This window comes from Paraburkholderia sp. MM5384-R2 (genome assembly GCF_014201025.1).
In the GTDB taxonomy this organism is placed as follows: domain Bacteria; phylum Pseudomonadota; class Gammaproteobacteria; order Burkholderiales; family Burkholderiaceae; genus Paraburkholderia; species Paraburkholderia tuberum.
The window spans coordinates 217,814-236,990 of sequence record NZ_JACHDI010000005.1 but is presented as its reverse complement, the minus strand read 5'-3'; the positions used below and the strand labels follow the sequence as shown (position 1 = coordinate 236,990).

The following is a 19,177-nucleotide window of genomic DNA, read 5'->3' as shown; positions in this document are numbered from 1 at the left end:
CGCATGCAACGAAGGCCCGCATTCGTGCGGGCCTTTTTCGTTAAAGCACGGGAATCGGTATCACCGCCGGTCGAACGAATACTTGCCGGGGCCGGTCACGCACAACAGCAGCAACCCGCCGATGATGGCGATGTTCTTGTAGAAATGAATCATATTGTCGTACTGCATCGCGCCGGTCATGTTCCAGTAGTGATGGCCGATGATCGCGGTGCCGAGCGTATACACCGCAAGCAGCAGCGCCAGCGGTCGCGTGAAAAATCCCACTAACAGCGCGACGCCCACCACAAGCTCCATCACCACCGCGATCACAGCCGACAGCTCCGGCACGGGCGCGCCGGTCGACGTCATATAAGCGACGGTGCCGGCAAAGCCGGTCAGCTTCGACCAGCCGAACATCACGAACGGCACCATCAGCAGGATTCGAGCGACGAGAACGACGACGTCTTTCTGGTTTTCAAACAGTGTGTAGCGCATGATTTTTCCCGATAGGGTAGAGGGATGAAGCTCGCTGGAAATCGTCGTCCAGCGAGCCGCGTTCAGGTTTGAGTCAATCGCGGCGCAAGCGGAGCGCTTATGCCCACAACGCCGAGGTTTCGATATTACGCAGGTCGAACACGAGCACTTCCGCATCGCGGCCCTGCGTGAACGTCAGCGCTTCTTCACCCCGCACCCGCGCGCCGTCACCCTCGCCAAGCTCGACGCCATTCACCGTGACACTGCCGCGCGCCACCTGAACATATGCATAGCGGTCCTTTGCGAGTTCGAGCCGGGCGGTTTCCTCGCCGTTGAACAGACCGGCATACACGCGCGCATCCTGCAGCAACTGCAGCGAACCGTTCGCACCGTCCGGCGACAGCACGAGCCGCAGCATACCGCGCTTGTCGGCCGCGCCGAAGTGCTGTTGCTGATAGCGCGGCTTCGTGCCTTGCTGGGCCGGCGCGATCCAGATCTGCAGGAAGTGCACCGGCTCGCTCTTCGAATGGTTGTATTCGCTGTGCGCCACACCGGTGCCCGCGCTCATCAACTGGATGTCGCCCGGCACGATCACCGAGCCCGTGCCCATCGTGTCCTTGTGTTCGAGCGCGCCTTCGAGCACGTACGAAAAGATCTCCATGTCGCGATGCGGATGCTTGCCGAAGCCCTGCGCCGGCGCCACACGGTCGTCGTTGATCACGAGCAGGTCGGAGAAGCCGTTCTGCTTCGGATCGTGATAGTTCGCGAACGAAAACGTATGACGCGAGCTGAGCCAGCCGTGTTCCGCGCGGCCACGTTGGTTGGCGTGTCTGATTTCGAGCATGCTCTTTCTCCTTGAGTTTTGTCGTGCGATCCGGGCCAGATGTTTGGCTGCGATCCATGAACGACAGTGTAGGTCAATCCGGATGGCTATAATCATGATAAAACCGGAAACACTGTCGCATTGGAGTGGACAATACGATGCAACTCGATGACATGCGCATCTTCGTCGCGACCGTCGACGCCCACAATTTCACCGCCGCGGCGAACCGGCTGTCGCTGTCGAAACAGTTCGTGAGCCGCCGTGTGATGGCGCTCGAGGAAGCACTCGGTGTGCAACTGCTGATCCGCAACACGCGCAAGCTGGCGGTGACCGATCTGGGTCAGGAGTTCTACGAGCGCGCGAAGCGCATCCTCGGCGAGGTCGAGGACGCCGAGCAGGCCATGTCGCTGCGCCGCGCCGGGCCGCGCGGCCTGCTACGCGTGAGCGCGCCGATGTCGTTCGGCATGACGCATCTGTCGCCGCTCGTCGCGGCGTTTCTGCGCGAGCATCGCGACATGCGCTTCGACATGGAACTGAGCGACCGCGCCGTCGATGTGGTCGGCGAAGGCTTCGACATGGCGATCCGTATCGGCACGCTGGCGGATTCGTCGCTGATCGCGCAAAAGCTGATCGATGTGAAGATGGTGGCGTGCTGCAGCCCCGGTTATCTGCGCCGGCGTGGCAGCCCGGCCGTGCCTGGCGATCTCGCGAACCACGAATGTCTGCTGTACGGCCACGGCGGCGCGGTGAGCTGGGACTTCAGCGTCGAGGGGGTGGTGAAGAGCGTCGAGGTGCGCGGGCCGTTACGCGCCAATAACGGCGATCTGATTCGCGATGCGGCCGTCGCGGGACTTGGAATCGTTCGGCTGCCGGATTTCATCGTCGCCGATGCGCTCGCAAGCGGACAACTCATGCCCGTGCTCGAAGCGTTCCTGCCGTCGGCGACGGGCGTCTATGCCGTGTATCCGCAGCATCGGCAAAGCTCGGTCACGATCCGGGCATTCGTCGAGTTTCTGCGCAGGCATCTGAGGAAGAAGCTCGCGACCGAACCGCGGACGCCCGTCGGCTAATCCCCTAAACCCTATCAACCGTTGCGGAAGATAAAGCTATACGCGCTCAACGCCGGCACGCCGCCCAGGTGCGCATAAAGTACGCGCGAGCCGGCCGGAAATTCGCCGTTACGCACCTTGTCGATCATGCCGTGCATCGACTTTCCCTCGTACACCGGATCGGTCAGCATGCCTTCGAGCCGCGCGCACAGACGGATCGCCTCGAGCGTGCCGTCGTTCGGCAGACCGTATTCCGGGCCGCCGTAGCGCTCGTCGAGCACGATGTCCTTCGCGGTGATGTCGCGGCCCAGTTCGACGCTCTCGGCGGTCCGCTTCGCGATGCGCGTGATCTGCTCGCGTGTCTGCGCCGGTTTCGCCGATGCGTCGATGCCGATCACCCGATCGGCGCGGCCGTCGGCGGCGAAACCGACGACCATGCCAGCCTGCGTGCTGCCCGTCACCGAGCACACGACGATGTAGTCGAACTTGAAGCCTAGCTCGGCTTCCTGCTGACGCACCTCTTCGGCAAAGCCGACGAAGCCGAGGCCGCCGAGCGGATGGTCCGAGCAGCCGGCCGGAATCGCGTACGGCTTGCCGCCGGCCGCGCGCACGCTGTCGAGCGCGTCTTCCCAGCTCTTGCGAAAGCCGATGTCGAAGCCGTCCGCCACGAGCCGCACGTCGGCGCCCATCATGCGCGACATCTGGATGTTGCCGACGCGGTCATACACCGCATCCGAGTAGTTGACCCAGTTCTCCTGCACGAGCACGCACTTCAGGCCCAGATGCGCGGCAACCGCCGCGACCTGGCGCGTCTGGTTCGACTGGATGCCGCCGATCGACACGAGCGTGTCGCAGCCCTGCGCGAGCGCGTCGGGGATCAGATACTCGAGCTTGCGGGTCTTGTTGCCGCCGAACGCGAGGCCGCTATTGCAGTCCTCGCGCTTCGCATAAAGCTCGACCTTGCCGCCGAGATGCTCGCTCAGACGCTTGAGCGGTTGAATTGGCGTCGGTCCGAAGGTGAGCGGGTAGCGGGGGAATCGTTGCAGGTTCATCGCGGCTCCGTGGTGGGGTGATTTCCGTGAGTACATGTTAGGAAAAACCGTCAGAAATGAGCTTGCGAAAAAAATCGCGTGGACGTATTTTTCGAAATCAAAGAATGTCCGCTTCCTAACAAAACTTCGTACACATGGTCATGAGCGCAACGAAAGTTCGTGCTGGAGCGCCACCTTCGGGCATCGGCGCGATTCACCACCCGCTCGATCGCATCGATCGCGCGATCCTGCGGCAGTTGCAAACCGACGCGTCGATTTCGAACGTGGCGCTCGCCGCGAAAGTGAAGCTGAGCGCGCCGGCGTGTTTGCGGCGCGTCGAACGCTTGAAGGAATCGGGGCTGATTCGCGGCGTGGTCGCGCTGCTCGATCCAAAGGCGGCCGGCGCGGGCATGCTCGTGATCATCGGCGTGGTACTGGATCGCTCGACGCCCGAGTCGTTCGCCGAGTTCGAGAAGGCCGCGCAGAAAGTGGCCGGCTGCATGGAGTGCCACGTGGTAACCGGCGAGTTCGACTATTTCATGGTGATCCGCACGCGCGACAGCGACAGCTTCAATCGACTCCACGCCGAGCAGTTGCTGTATCTGCCGGGCGTACGGCAGATCCGCTCATTCATGGTGCTGAAGGAAATCCTGTCGACCACGAAATTTCCGCTATGAGCCGCGCGGCCGCGCCGCCGGCCGCGAAAGCGCGCATGCTGTCATAAACGCCGCGCCCGCGCGACCAAGCTTCGGCGCACCCGCATGCGGCCGTGGCAGCATCGTGCCAAAGCGGGCGGGCGCCGGCACTTTTCCGGAGCGACCATCATGACTCGCAACAGACCGCAATTCCTTACATCGTTCGGCGGCACCTCGAAACGCACACGCGCGGCCGTGTTGTCGTTGCTGCTAGGCGCGGCCGCGCTCGCGTTGCCGCTCGCGCAGCGCGTCGCGTTCGCGGCGGAGAGCGCCGTCGTGATCGCGCCGCCCGCGCTCGACGAACCGATTCCGGCCAGCACCGCGCACGAGGAAACCGCGGTGTTCGCGGGTGGCTGCTTCTGGGGCGTCCAGGGGGTGTTCCAGCATGTGCGCGGTGTCACGCGGGCGGTGTCCGGCTACTCGGGCGGCTCACGCGATACCGCGCAGTACGAGACCGTCAGCGGCGGCGAGACGGGGCACGCCGAATCGGTGCAGGTCACGTTCGATCCTGGCAAGGTCACCTACGGCCAGTTGCTGCAGGTGTATTTCTCGGTGGTTCAGGACCCGACCGAGCTGAATCGTCAGGGGCCCGACAGCGGCACGCAATATCGCTCCGCGATCTTTCCGCTGAACGACGCGCAACGGCACGTCGCGCAAAGCTACATTGCGCAGCTCGACAAGTCGCACGTGTTTCCCGCGCCGATCGTCACGAAGACGGAGCCCTACAAGGGCTTCTATCCGGCCGAGTCGTATCACCAGAACTATCTGACCTTGCATCCCGATTCGGTCTACATCGTGTTCAATGACATGCCGAAAATCGCCAACCTGAAACGCCTGTTCCCCAACCTGTATCGCGACAAGCCGGTGCTCGTCGAAGCAGGGCAATAACCCCTCCGAACGGCGGCGCCGGCGGCGCCGCCGCAGCGCCGGACCGTCTTCGGTTACGCCTTGGGTCGCGCTCGTCATCAATCTTCCACAGAGTTGGCGCATATCTTGCGCAGCAATGCTCCGTTGGCCATTGTCCGCGTCACCGCGGCGCGCAAGGACTATGCGCAGTGGCCACCACGCTGGCGCGTGGGTCATGCGGGCTCGCCGCGCCTCGTGCGCATCGCGCTGCCCGCTTCATCGATTGGAAAAATTACACGCCGTAAGTAACAGCGCGGCGGTCGTCCGCGTTTTTGGGTCCGCGCTGGACCCCGGGCGAAAACCTAACCTCTTCGCGACGAGCGAAATTGGAGGCTTCCGGTGGTCAACAGCCGTAGAAAGAAGCGGGGCGCCATGCCTCGCCATAAACAAACCGGCATCGCGGCGAACTCGCTCGTCGCCGCGACCTTGGGTGCAATGGCCTGCATGCCGGGTGTGGTCTTCGCGCAGACGCCGTCGCCGCTCGGCGAATGGCAATATTCGGTGGGCATTGCGCTGCAGAAGATGTGGCAGCCGAACATTCCCGACTGGCAACTGCGCTTCGGCGTGGCCACATCGTTCCAGCCGCGCTTCGTAGGATCGGACCGCTATCACCTGGTGACGGGCCCGAGCATCGACGTGCGCTACAAGGATCTGTTCTTTCTGTCGAGCGGCGAAGGCTTCGGCGTGAATTTCGCGCAGGGCGAGAACTGGCGCATGAGTCTCGCCGCGGTCTACGACCTCGGGCGACGCGGCCAGGACGATCCGCAGGAACTCAACGGGCTCGGCAACATCAACCCGGCGCCCGGTCTGAAGCTTTCGGGCGAGTACGTCGTGTCGAAGGATTTTCCGCTCGTCCTGCGCGCCGATATCCGCCGCTATTTCGGCGGATCGAACGGCTGGATCGGCGATCTCGGCGCCTATATGCCGATGCCCGGCAGCACGAAGCAGTTCTTCTGGTTCGCCGGCCCGAACGTGGTGCTCGCGGACTCCAATTACATGAACAGCTGGTTCGGCGTCAATCAGGAGCAGGCCGCGCACTCGCAGTATCCGCAGTACCACGCGAGCGCGGGCTTCAAGTCGGTGGGTTTCGGCGTCAGCGCGATCTGGCTGTTCAGCAAGCACTGGTTCGCGACCGCCGACGGCGCGTTCGAGCAGCTCGTCGGCAGCGCGGGCAACAGTCCGATCACGCGCAGCCGCGCGACCGGCGTCGCCGACGTGTCGATCAACTACCGGTTCTGACGCACCGCCGCCGCGCAGCCAATGCGCCGTGACTTGGTGGGTATAGCCCTTGCTGACTCTGTGATCGCGCGCCGCGACGCCTCCGTCGCCGCGCGCCCGAACACAAGGAGTCGATCCCCATGGCAGGTAAAGCGAATACCCAGAAGGCCGCGGGCCAGGCAAACGGGGCCGCGCAGTCGAACGACGCGAAATCGAACGATCTCGAACGCAATCGCGTGAAGCCGCAAGGCGAGGCCCTGAGGACCAATCAGGGCGTCAAGATCGCCGACAACCAGAACACGTTGCGTGCGGGACCGCGCGGTCCATCGCTGCTGGAAGATTTCATCATGCGTGAAAAGATCACGCACTTCGACCACGAGCGCGTTCCCGAACGGATCGTGCACGCGCGTGGCTCGGCCGCGCATGGTGTCTTCAAGGTCTACGAATCGATGCGCGAGTACACCAAGGCCGCGTTTTTGCAGGACCCGGCCGCCGAAACGCCGGTCTATGTGCGTTTCTCCACCGTGCAAGGTCCGCGCGGCTCTGCCGACACCGTGCGCGACGTGCGCGGCTTCGCGACGAAGTTCTACACGCAGGAAGGCAATTTCGATCTGGTCGGCAACAACATGCCGGTGTTCTTCATCCAGGACGCGATCAAGTTTCCTGACTTCGTGCACGCGGTGAAACCGGAAGCACCGAACGAAATGCCGACCGGCGGGTCCGCGCACGACACGTTCTGGGACTTCGTCTCGCTCGTGCCCGAATCGGCGCACATGGTGCTGTGGACGATGTCGGACCGCGCGATTCCGCGCAGCTTTCGGACGATGGAAGGCTTCGGCGTTCACACGTTCCGCTTCGTCAATGCGCAGGGCAAAGCTCGTTTCGTCAAGTTCCACTGGCGTCCCGTGCTCGGCTCGTATTCGCTGCTGTGGGACGAAGCGCAGAAGCTCGCGGGCAAGGACCCGGACTTTCACCGCCGCGACCTATGGGAAGCGATCGAGCGCGGCGATTATCCGGAGTACGAACTGGGGGTGCAGATCGTCGAGGAAGCCGACGAGCACAAGTTCGATTTCGACCTGCTCGATCCGACCAAGCTGATTCCGGAAGAGCTGGTGCCGGTGAAAATCATCGGCAAGATGACGCTCAATCGCAATCCGGACAACTTCTTCGCCGAGACCGAACAGGCCGCGTTCCATCCGGGGCATATCGTGCCGGGCATCGATTTCACCAACGATCCGTTGCTGCAGGGGCGTTTGTTCTCGTACACGGACACTCAGATCAGCCGCCTCGGCGGCCCGAATTTTCACGAGATTCCGATCAACCGGCCGGTCTGTCCATCCGTCAACAATCAGCGCGATGCGATGCATCGGCAGGCGATCCATGTCGGCCAGGCGTCGTACGAGCCGAACTCGCTGAACGACGGCTGGCCGAAGGAAACCGATCCGGCCGCTGAAGATGGCGGCTTCGACAGCTATCAGGAACGCGTCGAGGGCACGAAGATTCGCGTGCGCAGCGACTCGTTCGCCGATCATTTCTCGCAGGCCGCGTTGTTCTACAACAGCATGTCGCAGCCGGAAAAAGACCATATCGCGGCGGCCTATCAGTTCGAGCTCGGCAAGGTGACGAAGCCCGAGATTCGCGCGCGCCAGGTCAACGAGATTCTCGCGAACTTCGACGCCGATCTCGCAGCGAAGGTCGCCGAAGGACTCGGCTTGCCGGCGCCGAAAAAGGGCACGGCGAAACTCGTCGGGCCGAAGACGTCGCCGGCGTTGAGTCTGCTCAATCGCGTGAAGCCCGGCATCAAGACCCGCAAGATCGCGCTGCTCGCCGCACCCGGCTCCGATGGCGCGGCGATCAAACAGTTGCAGCAGGCGCTCACGGGCGAAGGCGCGACGCCAATGCTGATCGCGCCGACGCTCGCCGAGATCGATGGCCTCGCGCCCGACGCGACGATCGCCGGGCTGCCATCGGTGATGTTCGACGCGGTGATCGTCGTCGGCGGCGAGAAGGGGGCGAAGGCACTGTCGCAATCGGGCGATGCGCGGCACTTCGTGCTCGAAGCGTTCAGGCATCTGAAGGCGATCGCGGCGCTCGGCGCGGGGCGCGACCTGCTCGCGGCCGCGCAGTTGCCCGCGCAGCCGGACGGCGTGGCGACCGGCGAGGACTCGCAGTCCGCCGACGTGTTGAAGGCGTTCATCAAGGCCGCCGGACAGCATCGCGTGTGGTCGCGCGCGGCGCAGGCGGAATCGGTGCCGGCCTGAGCGGGCCGAGCCGGTTGCGCTGACGCGCTGCCGCGTTAGCCGCTGAACGGTGCCGAGCGTAGCTGAAACGCGGCGCGTCGATGCGCGTCGATGCAGGAATCTGGCCGGTGTTAGCCGGCCAGGTTGTTTTTGCATTCCGCGTCGCGCGCGTGCGGGTCGTCCTTGTATGATGACAGCGGTCGCATCGCGGCACTCGACACCGTGCGCAGACCCGAAAGATATTCCGCATCGAGCCGATTCGCCATGCTACTTACAGAAAAAATGACCGCATCGCAGGCCGTCGATCAACTCCGTTTCCGCCGCATCCTTCGCCGCAATATCGCGCTGCCTTTGGGCGTCGGCCTCGTCACGATGGTGCTGTTCGTCGGCTTGATCGCGTATCTCGTATCGACGATGAACTGGGCCGAGCACTCCGGGCGCGTGATCGGCGACGCCAACGAATTGCTGCGGCTCGCGGTGGATCGCGAATCGTCGATGCGCGGCTTTCTGATCACCGGTAACGAGAGTTTCCTCGCGCGGTATGAAAACGGCGGCCCGAAATTCAAGGCACAGCTCGAAACGTTGAAAAAGCAGGTCGCCGACAACCCGCCGCAAATCGAGCGGCTCAAGCAGATCGAGGTCTTGCAGGAGCGTTGGAGCCGCTTCGCCGAACAGATCATCGACGCGCGCCGCCGCAACCAGGACTATGAGAGCGCGATCGCAGCGGGGCGCGGCAAGCTCGAATTCGACGAAACGCGCCGCGAATTCGGCGATTTTCTCGACGTCGAATTGCGCTTGCGCCAGCAGCGCGTCGAAGCGACGCGCAACGTGACGGCGACGCTGGTCGGCGTGTTCCTGCTGTTCAGCCTCGTCGTCAGCGGCCTGCTCGCATGGCGGGGTCGTCGCGAACTGCTGGACCTGTCCGAGACCTACGACGACGTGCTGCGCCGCCAGGGCGAACAGACCGCGCTGCTCGAGCAGCAGGTCTGGTTGCGCTCGGGCCAGCGGCTGCTCGCGGACAAGGTCGTCGGCCAGACGAGCGCGCCGCTCGTCGGCCGCGCGATGCTCGAGTTTCTCGCCCAATATCTCGATGTGCTCGTCGCCGCGCTGTACGTGCGCGACAGGCAGAGCGGCACGCTGCGCCGCATCGCCGCGTACGGCTATAGCCGTGACAGCGAGCAGACGGCCGCTCCGAGTTTCGAGGAGGGTGAAACGCTGGTCGGCCAGGCCGCGCGCTCGCGCCGCACGCTGGTGCTGCGCGACGTGCCGGCCGATTACGTGCGGGTCGTGTCGGCGACGGGCAGCGGTGCGCCGCGCAATCTGCTGATTCTGCCGATCGACAACGACGGCCAGGTCAACGGCGTCGTCGAAATGGGCTTCCTGCGCGAGGTGACGCCGCGCGACGAAGAGTTCATGGAGCTGATCCGCCACAGCATGGGCAATTTTCTCGAGGCGGCGCTGTATCGCGAACGCCTGCAGGATGCGCTCGCCGAGACGCAGCAACTGAACGAGGAGTTGCAGGTCCAGCAGGAGGAGTTGCGGGTCGCCAACGAAGGGCTCGAGGAACGCGGCCGCGCGCTGTTGGAATCGCAACGGCGCCTCGAAGCGCAGCAGGCCGAGCTCGAACAGACCAACGTGCGGCTCGAGGAATACGCGCTGCGGCTGGAGCGGCAAAAATCGGATCTGCTGCGCGTGCAGAACGATCTGGCGGCCAATGCGGAGCGCCTCGAACAGTCGAGCCGCTACAAGTCCGAGTTCCTCGCGAACATGTCGCACGAATTGCGCACGCCGCTGAACAGCTCGCTGATTCTCGCGAAGCTGCTGCAGCAGAATCGCAGCGGCAATCTGACCGACGAGCAGGTGCGCTACGCGGAGACGATCCACGCGTCGAACAGCGATCTGCTCGTGCTGATCAACGACATTCTCGACCTGTCGAAGGTCGAGGCGGGTCAATTGACGGTCGAGCCCGAAACGGTGTCGATCGAGGCGACGCTGCAATCGCTCGAAGAAATGGTTCGTCCGATCGCGGCGACCAGGCACTTGCGTCTCGCCTTCGACAAGTTGCCGGGCACGCCCGATACGTTCGTCACCGATGGCCAGCGGCTCACACAGATCCTGCGCAACCTGCTGTCGAACGCGGTGAAGTTCACCGAGCGCGGCGAGATCACGCTCGAGGTCGCCAGGGTCGAGGACAACGTGCTGCGCTTCGACGTGCGCGATTCGGGCATCGGTATTCCGGCCGACAAGCTCGACCTGATCTTCGAGGCGTTCCAGCAGGCCGATGGCTCGACGAGCCGTCAATATGGGGGCAGCGGCCTCGGGCTGTCGATTTCGCGCGAGTTCTCGCGGTTGCTGGGCGGGCGCATCACGGTGGCGAGCGAAGTCGGCAAGGGCAGCGTGTTTTCGCTGTGGCTGCCGCTCGATGCGCGCGAGGCGCGCGTGAGCGCGGACAGCGCGATGACGAGCGCCGCCACGCTGAACGCGCTGAACGCGGGCATGGGCGCGCAAGCGACGGCGCAAGCGCCGTTGCTGCGCCCGCCGCTCGACGCCGCGCCCGCCGCGGTGATCCCGCCGGCGAATGGTCTGGCAGGCCGGGCGCCGCCCACCGCGTCGCGCGAAGCCTTGCTGCCCGGCACCGCCGAGCCCGCCGCCGCGTCGATAGCCGACGATCGCGACAATCGCACCCGCGCGGGCCGTCTGATCGTCGCGGTCGAAGACGATCCGCCGTTCGCCGGGATTCTGCGCGATCTCGTGCACGAACTCGACTTCGACTTCGTTCACGCGAGCGATGCAGCGAGCGGCCTCGCGCTGGTGCGCGACATGCGGCCGGCCGCGGTGCTGCTCGACGTCGGTCTGCCGGACCGCTCGGGCCTCACGGTGCTCGAATGGCTGAAGAACGATCCGCTGACTCGCCACATTCCGATCCATATCGTGTCGGCCACCGATCACGCCGACAAGGCGCTGCATCTCGGCGCGATCGGCTACACGCTGAAGCCGACCGCGCGCTCGACGATGGAGGCCGCGATCCGCCGCCTCGAAGCGCGGCTGCAACAGCGCCTGAAGCGCGTGCTGGTGATCGAGGACGACGCGCCGATGCGCGAAAGTATCCGCGCGCTGCTGCAAAGCGAGAACACCGAAATCGTCGCGGTCGCGACGCTCGCCGAGGCATTCGAACAACTGTCGGCGCTGACGTTCGACTGCGTCGTCACCGATCTCGCGCTGCCGGACGGCACCGGCTACGATCTGCTTGAACGCCTCGCCGCGAACGGCGCGCATGCATCGCTGCCGGTGATCGTATACACGGGCCGCATGCTGTCCGACGAAGAGGAGCACCGGCTGCGCCGCTACTCGAAGTCGATCATCATCAAGGGTGCGAAATCGCCGGAGCGTCTGCTCGATGAAGTCACGCTGTTTCTGCATAGCGTCGAGTCGTCGCTCGCGCCGGAGCAGCAGCGCATGCTGCGCACCGTGCGGCAACGCGACAATGCGTTCGAGGGCCGCACGATCCTGCTCGCCGAAGACGACGTGCGCAACATCTTCGCGCTGTCGCACGTGCTGGAGCCGCTCGGCGCGAAACTGCTGATCGCGCGCAACGGCCGCGAGGCGCTCGACGAACTGGAGAACGGGCCGGAAGTGCATCTGGTGCTGATGGACATCATGATGCCCGAGATGGACGGCCTGACCGCGATGGGCGAGATTCGCCGCAATCCGCGCTTCGCGCATCTGCCGATCATCGCGCTGACCGCGAAGGCGATGGCGAACGATCGCACGCGCTGCCTCGAAGCGGGTGCCGACGACTACGTGTCGAAACCGATCGACGTGGACAAGCTCGTCGCGCTGTGCCACGTGTGGCTGCGGCAGCGCTGACGGCGCGAGGGTTGGCACGGAAGCGAGCAAGGCGATGAAACCGTCCGCATCTGAGGTACCGCACCGCATCAGCGATTTCGACATCGAGCTGCGGCTGCTGCTCGAGGCGATCTATCTGAAGTATCAGCACGACTTTCGCCACTACGCGATGTCGTCGCTGCGCCGCCGCCTCGCGCAGGCGCTCGATGAATTCAACGTCGAGACGCTGTCGCAATTGCAGGACCGCATCATGCGCGACGGCTACGAGTTTTCGCGGCTGTTCCGCTACCTGACCGTGCAGGTCAGCGACATGTTTCGCGATCCGTCGTATTTCCTCGCGCTGCGCGAGCACGTGCTGCCGCGTTTGCGCACCTACCCGTCGATCAAGGTGTGGGTCGCCGGATGCAGCACCGGCGAGGAGCTGTGGTCGCTGAAGATCCTGTTCGACGAGGAGGGTCTCACCGAGCGCACGCTGTTCTACGCGACCGACATCAACCCCGACGCGCTCGCGCGCGCGCAGGCGGGCATCTATGCGCTCGAACGCATCCAGGGCTTCACGCAGAACTATCTGGCGGCGGGCGGCACGCGTTCGCTGTCGGACTACTATCATGCAGCATATGGCGGCGCGCGCTTTGCCGGCTCGCTCAAAGAGCGCGTGGTGTTCGCCGATCACAGCCTGTCCACCGACGAAGTGTTCCTGGAAGCGCATCTGGTGTCATGCCGCAACGTGCTGATCTATTTCGATCGCGGCTTGCAGGATCGCGCGTTGGGGCTGTTCGAGAACGCACTGGTGCGGCGCGGCTTTCTCGGCCTGGGCAGCAAGGAAACCCTGCGGTTTTCACATCACTATTCGGCGTTCGACGAGTTTCGCGCGGCCGAACGCATTTATCAGAAGCGTTAGCGAGGTCGCGATGCCACGCTCGACCAGTGAACCCCCGCCCACCCAGGCCGCCGACGCCGGCACCGCCGCGCGGGCGCACGCGCGGCGCGGCTATCAACTGGTCGTGATCGGCGGGTCGGCGGGCGGCGTCGAGGTGCTCAAGGTGCTGCTCGCCGCGCTGCCCGCGCGCTTCGCGGCGGCCGTGATGATCGTCGCGCATCTGCCGCCCGATTCGCCGAGCTATCTGGTGCCGGCGATCGCGCATCGCTGCGCGCTGCCGGTGCTCGAACCCGATGCGGGGGAGCTGATCCTGCCGGGCCGCGTGTACGTCGCGCCGCCCGGTTATCACATGCTCGTCGAAGTGGACCGCACGGTCGCGCTGTCGACCGCCGCGGCGGTGCGCTTCTCGCGGCCGTCGATCGACGTGCTGTTCGAATCGGCCGCCGCGGTGTACGGTGAGCGGCTGCTCGCGATCCTGCTGTCCGGCCCCAACGACGACGGCGCGCACGGGCTCGAACGCGTGCGCGCGCTCGGCGGCACCGCGTGGGTGCAGGACCCCGGCAGCGCCGGTGCACCGGAGATGCCGCGCGCGGCGATCGAGCGCGGCGCGGCCGACGCGATCTACAATCCCGCAACCCTGGCGAAGCGCCTTGCCGCGCTGCCGACCTCCCTCTGATCCGGTGCCATGACGAACTCACCTGTGAACATCCTGATCGTCGACGACATCGTCCACAACATCACCGCGCTCGAAGCGTTGCTCGCGCGGCCCGACGTCGCGGTGCTGGTCGCCGACTGCGGCACCGCCGCGCTCGATCTGCTGCTCAAGCACGAAGTCGCGCTGGCGATTCTCGACGTCAATATGCCCGGCATGAACGGCTTCGAGCTGGCCGCGCTGATGCGCGGCAGCCCGCGCACGTCGCAGGTGCCGATCATCTTCCTGAGCGCGACCGCGCAGGACGCGTCGCGCACGTTCCGTGGCTATGAGGCGGGAGCGGTCGACTTCCTGTACAAGCCGTTCGATCCGCGCATCCTGCAGTCGAAGGTCGACGTGTTCGTGCAGTTGGAGCAGCAGAAGCGCGAGCTCGCCGCGCAACTGGTGACGACGCGCCAGATGCTCGAAGCGAACGAGATGCTGATGGCGGTGCTCAGCCATGATCTGCGCACGCCGCTCGGCGCGGTGCTGGCGTCGGCGGAATACCTGATGCGCACGGCCGCCGACGAGCAGGCCGCAACCGTGGCCGCGCGCGTGAAGAACAGCTCCCTGCGCATGGCGCGGATGGTCGATCAGCTGCTGAACCTCGCGCGCCTGCAAGGCGGACGTCTGCCGTTGCAGCCGCGCTCGATCGAGCTCGCGACGCTGTGCCGCTCGGTCATCGACGAATTCGCCTCGCAGGAGAGCGGCAAGCAGATCGTGTTCACCTGCACCGGCAATACGGCCGGCGCGTGAGATACCGATCTCGTGTGGCAGGCGGTGTCGAATCTCGTCAGCAACGCGCTGCATCATGGGGCGCCGGAGGGCGATATCGGCGTGGAGGTCGATGGCGACGCCGAGGATTGCGTGCGCCTGAAGGTGTCCAATCGCGGCACGATTGCGGCGGAGGTGTTTCCGCATCTGTTCAAGGCGTTCGTGTCGAACGGCAACGGCGCGCGCTCTCGCGAAGGGCTCGGGCTCGGTCTGCATATCGTGCAGGAGATCGCGCGCATGCATGGCGGCGACGTCAGCGTCGTATCCACGGACGAGTCCGGCACGACCTTTACGATCGAATTGCCGAGGACGGTGCCGTTGCAGCGGGGGTCGTTTACCCGGCGATAAAGCATCGCCAGGCCGGCGATCACGCCGGTGGGCCACCGCGTGCCCGCTGTGCTACGCTTGCCGCAACCCAATTCACGCAGCGCAAGCACGAATCCCCATCATGCGTTCCTGGCGCCTCGCATCACCGCAGCGCAGCGGTCAGATCAGCACCGCGCGCGCCACCGACCTCGTCATGGCGATCTCCCACCCGGATGCCGACGCGCTCGCCGCGAGCATTCTGCTGACAGTTGGCGAATCGTTGTCGCTGCCCGTCTCGCAGTGCACGATCTTCGCGTATGAGTTCGACGCGCGGCCCCGTACGGTGTCGGCGGCCGACCATCGCGGCGGGCATTTTCTGCGCGACGTCGCCGAACGCTACGCCGTGCATTTCTATGCGCTCGACGGCAATCGCGCGATCATCGGGCAATCGAACCACAGCCGGCGCACCGTTTCGCGCGATGCGCTGGTGCTGCATCAGCAGCGCGGCGACGAAATCGAAAACGAAGCGTATCGCGCGGCCTGCTACGCGCAGCCGAACGTATCGGACCGGCTGTCGTTGCTCGTGCAGCCGGCGGATAGCGTGTGGCTGTCGATCAACCTGTATCGCGACCGCGCGTACGGCGTGTTCGCGCCGGGCGAACTGGAGCGGATCGAAAGCGTCGCGCCGCTGTTCGCGCATGCGGCGAAGGGCCAATACGCGCTGAACGGGCAACATCAGCAGGGCACCGGTGCGGCGATGCTCGCGCGCGTGCGGCGCGCATGTCCGACGCTGACGCCGCGCGAGCTCGACGTGTTGCGTGGCACGCTCGATGGCGCGAGCGCGGCCGAGATCGCCGGGCAGATGGGCGTCAAGTCAGCGAGCGTCGTCACGTACCAGAAGCGCGCGTACGCGCGGCTCGGGATTTCAAATCAGCGGCAACTGTTCGCGCTGTGTATGCAGCCCTAGCTGCACATCTGTCGAAACTCGCGCCGCATCGCGCTTCGAGTCCGCTTCAACTCCGCTTACCCCGCGCCTCGTCCTGCGTCTCCCGATCCCAGCGTTTCAACCACGGCATCACGAAATCCGCGAAGCCGTCGGCCGATGGCGACAGCGCACGCTCGGTCGACCGATACACGCACACCTCGCGAATCGTTTCAGGATCGACGATGCGCCTCATCACGAGCCCGAAGGTCCGCGCGAGCGGTGCGACATAGGCTGGCGCAAGCGTGACCGCCAGCCCTCGCGCGGCGAGGCCGAACGCGGTGGTCACGTTGTCGACGACATTGACGGGAATGATGCGCGCCTCGACCGGCAGATTGGCGAGCATCTGGTCGACCGCGCGCTCGTGGTCGCGGCCGGTCGCGACGATCGGCACGTCGCGCAGATGCTGCCACTGCACGCGGCGGCGCGCGGCGAGCGGATGCGCGGCCGAGCACCACATGACCCACGGACTCGCGAACGCGGGCTCGGAGCGCACGCGCGGCCCGCTTTGCCGGTCCGGGCCGATCGCGAGATCGATGTCGCCGCTCTCGACGCGCTCCACCAGTTGCTCGACCACGGTATCGCAGACGCGCACGACCACCTTCGGCTTGTCGCGCGTGTATTCGGCGATCGCCGCGGGCAGCGCCGTCGACGCGATGACGAGCGGCGCGCCGACCCGCACGATGCCGGCCGCGCGGTTGCGGATATCGTCGGCGGATTGGGCGGCTGCGCGCACGTGGCGCAGCACCGATTCGGCCGACGCCAGAAAGTCCTGCCCCGCGCTGGACAGCGCGACGCGCCGCGTGGTGCGATCGAACAGCCGGAAGCCGAGCTCCGTTTCGAGTTCGGCAAGCAGCTGGCTGACCGCCGACGAGGTCAGCCCGAGCCGCTGCGCCGCCGCGCCGATGCTGTGCAGATCGACGATGGCGAGGAACGCTTCGAATTGACGGATCGTGACGCGGGTAAGAGGCATACGATCGATTCTAAAGAAAAACTTAAGAATCATGAAAAATCGATTGATTGTGCGCGGCACGCCGACGACCGACACTCGTGCGGGTCGACTTGGCCCGGCAAACCCGCTTAGACTCAAGGTTTGCCCTGTCGTCCCGCGGCGCGCGGACGACCGCTACAACAGGCCTGCAGAGGCCGTCTTCAAGGATCCGTCATGTTCGACCATATTCCCGCCTATCCAGGCGACCCGATTCTGAGCCTGAACGAAGACTTTCAGCTGGACCCCCGGCCGAACAAGGTCAACCTCAGCATCGGCATCTATTTCGACGACGCCGGCAAGCTGCCGGTGATCGACGCGGTGCGCCGCGCCGAAACCGCGCTGCTCGACGCGATCGGCCCGCGCTCGTATCTGCCGATGGCGGGTCTGCCGCTCTATCGCGACACCGCGCAGGCGCTCGTGTTCGGGGCCAACAGCGCGGCGCGCGCCGAAGGCCGGATCGCGACGCTGCAAACGCTCGGCGGCTCGGGCGCGCTGAAGGTCGGCGCCGATTTCCTGAAGCGCTATTTCCCCGGCTCGCAAATGTGGATCAGCGATCCGAGCTGGGAAAACCATCGCGTGGTGTTCGAAGGCGCGGGCCTCACGGTCAACACCTATCCGTACTACGACGCGCAAACGGGCGGCCTGCGCTTTGCCGAAATGCTCGCCGCGATCGACGCGCTGCCGGAAAAGAGCATCGTGCTGCTGCACGCGTGCTGCCATAACCCGACGGGTGTCGATCTGAGCCCGTCGCAATGGGCGGAACTGGTGCCGGTTTTGCAGCGCCGCAAGCTGATCGCGTTCGTCGACATGGCCTACCAGGGTTTCGGCGCGGGCCTCGAAGAAGACGCCGCGCCGGTGCGCCTGCTCGCCGACGCGAACGTGCCGCTGATCGTCGCGAACTCGTTCTCGAAGAATTTCTCGCTTTACGGCGAGCGCGTCGGCGCGTTGAGCGTGGTCTGCAAGAGCGCCGACGAAGCGGCGCGCGTGGCGGGCCAGCTGATGTCGGCGGTGCGCGCGAACTACAGCAATCCGCCGACGCACGGCGCGCGCCTCGTCGCCAACGTGCTCGCCGATGCGACGCTGCGCGCGTCGTGGGAAGCCGAGCTCGGCGCGATGCGCGAGCGCATTCTGGCGATGCGCAAGGTGATCCACGCGGGGCTCGACGGACGCGTCGATGAAGTGATGCGCGCGCGCTATGTCGCGCAGCGCGGCATGTTCACGTATACGGGCCTGTCCGAAAGCCAGGTCGAGCGTCTGCGCAACGAATACGCGGTGTACGTGCTGCGCTCGGGCCGCATGTGCGTCGCCGGGCTGAACGCGCGCAACGCGGACTATGTCGCGTCGTCGATCGCGGCGGTGGTGTCGGGCGCCTGAAGCGGTCCGGCGCTCGGGGCCGCTGTTGCGGCACGCGTGAATATGATGGGCGGCGCGCACGGGCGCGCCGTCACAACCACAATCATGGAGACACCGACGATGGCCACGACCCTCGAAGCGCAACCGGCGAGCCCGCCCGGATCGGCCGCGATGCATCCGGACGAATGGCAGGCGCGCGTGCAACTCGCCGCCTGCTACCGGATTTTCGATCTGCTCGGTTGGACCGAGATGATCTACAACCACATCACGCTGCGCGTGCCCGAAAGCGTCAGCGGCCCGGAGCGCCAGTTCCTGATCAATCCGTTCGGGCTGCACTACAGCGAAGTGACCGCGAGCAATCTGGTGAAGATCGACGCGCAGGGGCGCGTGCTCGACGGCTCGCCGTATCCGGTGAATCCGGCTGGCTTCGTGGTACATGCGGCGCTTCACGAGGGCTTGCCCGACGCGCACTGTGTGATGCATACGCATACGACGGCGGGCGTCGCGGTCGCCTGCCTCGAAGAGGGCCTGCAGCAGACCAACTTCTATAGCGCGCAGTTGCACGACCGGATCGCGTATCACGACTTTGAAGGCATCACGATTCATGCGGAAGAGGGGCCGCGGCTGCTCGCGCATATCGGCGACAGGCAGGCGGTGATCCTGCGCAACCACGGTCTGCTATCGTGGGGCCGGACGTTGCCGCAGACCTTCGCGATTCTGTGGACGCTGAATCGCGCGTGCGAAGTCCAGGTGGCGACGTTCTCGATGGGCCGCGCTCGGCCGGTGCCGGAGGAGGTCGCGATTCGCTGCTCGCGCGACGCGCTGCAGTTCGATCCGCGCCACGGCGCCGGACAGGACGTGTTCGATGCGCTGGTGCGGCGGGTCGACCGGATCGATGCGAGTTTCCGGCAATGATTGAAGCCACGCGTAAAAGAGCGC

At 65.3% G+C, this 19,177-nt stretch carries 15 protein-coding genes and 1 pseudogene; 12 read left to right on the top strand and 4 right to left on the bottom strand.

Annotated features, from left to right (window positions below):
• Positions 1-60: 60 nt before the first annotated feature.
• Positions 61-474 carry a DoxX family protein gene (locus HDG37_RS11540; protein WP_184047163.1) on the bottom strand — a complete coding sequence of 138 codons (414 nt, stop codon included), beginning with the start codon at positions 472-474 and terminating at the stop codon, positions 61-63.
• Between the two features lie 97 nt (positions 475-571).
• A complete protein-coding gene (locus HDG37_RS11535) occupies positions 572-1,297 on the bottom strand; it encodes a pirin family protein (RefSeq protein WP_184047160.1) in 726 nt (241 codons plus the stop codon).
• 137 nt (positions 1,298-1,434) lie between these two features.
• On the opposite strand from HDG37_RS11535, the gene HDG37_RS11530 reads away from it, so the two are divergent.
• Positions 1,435-2,346: a LysR family transcriptional regulator gene (locus HDG37_RS11530; protein ID WP_184047157.1), complete on the top strand. Its 912-nt coding sequence runs from the start codon at positions 1,435-1,437 to the stop codon at positions 2,344-2,346.
• Between the two features lie 14 nt (positions 2,347-2,360).
• Here the strand turns inward: HDG37_RS11530 and HDG37_RS11525 are convergent, their stop codons facing one another.
• Positions 2,361-3,377 (bottom strand): 1-aminocyclopropane-1-carboxylate deaminase, encoded by a 1,017-nt coding sequence (locus HDG37_RS11525; RefSeq protein ID WP_184047154.1) that lies wholly within the window; start codon positions 3,375-3,377, stop codon positions 2,361-2,363.
• Positions 3,378-3,517: 140 nt separating this feature from the next.
• Here HDG37_RS11525 and HDG37_RS11520 point away from each other — a divergent pair, with 140 nt between their 5' ends.
• The 9 genes and pseudogenes from HDG37_RS11520 (at position 3,518) to HDG37_RS11480 (ending at position 15,879) form a co-directional block, all read left to right on the top strand.
• Positions 3,518-4,033, top strand: coding sequence for an Lrp/AsnC family transcriptional regulator (locus HDG37_RS11520; RefSeq protein ID WP_026226668.1), 516 nt, complete (start codon positions 3,518-3,520; stop codon positions 4,031-4,033).
• A gap of 147 nt (positions 4,034-4,180) precedes the next feature.
• Positions 4,181-4,939: a peptide-methionine (S)-S-oxide reductase MsrA gene (gene msrA, locus HDG37_RS11515; protein ID WP_184047151.1), complete on the top strand. Its 759-nt coding sequence runs from the start codon at positions 4,181-4,183 to the stop codon at positions 4,937-4,939.
• A gap of 357 nt (positions 4,940-5,296) precedes the next feature.
• Positions 5,297-6,196: a MipA/OmpV family protein gene (locus HDG37_RS11510; RefSeq protein ID WP_184047148.1), complete on the top strand. Its 900-nt coding sequence runs from the start codon at positions 5,297-5,299 to the stop codon at positions 6,194-6,196.
• Positions 6,197-6,315: 119 nt separating this feature from the next.
• Positions 6,316-8,436 (top strand): catalase HPII, encoded by a 2,121-nt coding sequence (katE, locus tag HDG37_RS11505; protein WP_184047145.1) that lies wholly within the window; start codon positions 6,316-6,318, stop codon positions 8,434-8,436.
• A 261-nt stretch (positions 8,437-8,697) separates the two neighbouring features.
• Positions 8,698-12,282, top strand: coding sequence for a response regulator (locus tag HDG37_RS11500; protein ID WP_184047417.1), 3,585 nt, complete (start codon positions 8,698-8,700; stop codon positions 12,280-12,282).
• A 34-nt stretch (positions 12,283-12,316) separates the two neighbouring features.
• Positions 12,317-13,162 (top strand): protein-glutamate O-methyltransferase CheR, encoded by an 846-nt coding sequence (locus HDG37_RS11495; RefSeq protein WP_184047142.1) that lies wholly within the window; start codon positions 12,317-12,319, stop codon positions 13,160-13,162.
• Positions 13,163-13,172: 10 nt separating this feature from the next.
• Positions 13,173-13,817 carry a chemotaxis protein CheB gene (locus HDG37_RS11490; RefSeq protein WP_184047139.1) on the top strand — a complete coding sequence of 215 codons (645 nt, stop codon included), beginning with the start codon at positions 13,173-13,175 and terminating at the stop codon, positions 13,815-13,817.
• A gap of 9 nt (positions 13,818-13,826) precedes the next feature.
• Positions 13,827-14,954: pseudogene (locus HDG37_RS11485) on the top strand (response regulator).
• Between the two features lie 100 nt (positions 14,955-15,054).
• Positions 15,055-15,879 (top strand): helix-turn-helix transcriptional regulator, encoded by an 825-nt coding sequence (locus HDG37_RS11480; protein ID WP_184047136.1) that lies wholly within the window; start codon positions 15,055-15,057, stop codon positions 15,877-15,879.
• A gap of 46 nt (positions 15,880-15,925) precedes the next feature.
• Here the strand turns inward: HDG37_RS11480 and HDG37_RS11475 are convergent, their stop codons facing one another.
• On the bottom strand, positions 15,926-16,867 hold the full coding sequence (locus HDG37_RS11475) for a LysR family transcriptional regulator (protein ID WP_184047133.1): 942 nt from the start codon (positions 16,865-16,867) through the stop codon (positions 15,926-15,928).
• Positions 16,868-17,059: 192 nt separating this feature from the next.
• Between HDG37_RS11475 and HDG37_RS11470 the strand changes: the two genes are divergently transcribed.
• Positions 17,060-18,259: an amino acid aminotransferase gene (locus tag HDG37_RS11470; protein ID WP_184047130.1), complete on the top strand. Its 1,200-nt coding sequence runs from the start codon at positions 17,060-17,062 to the stop codon at positions 18,257-18,259.
• A gap of 99 nt (positions 18,260-18,358) precedes the next feature.
• Entirely contained in the window at positions 18,359-19,153 is a 795-nt protein-coding gene (locus tag HDG37_RS11465) for a class II aldolase/adducin family protein (protein ID WP_184047128.1), read from the top strand.
• The last annotated feature ends 24 nt before the right edge of the window (positions 19,154-19,177 follow it).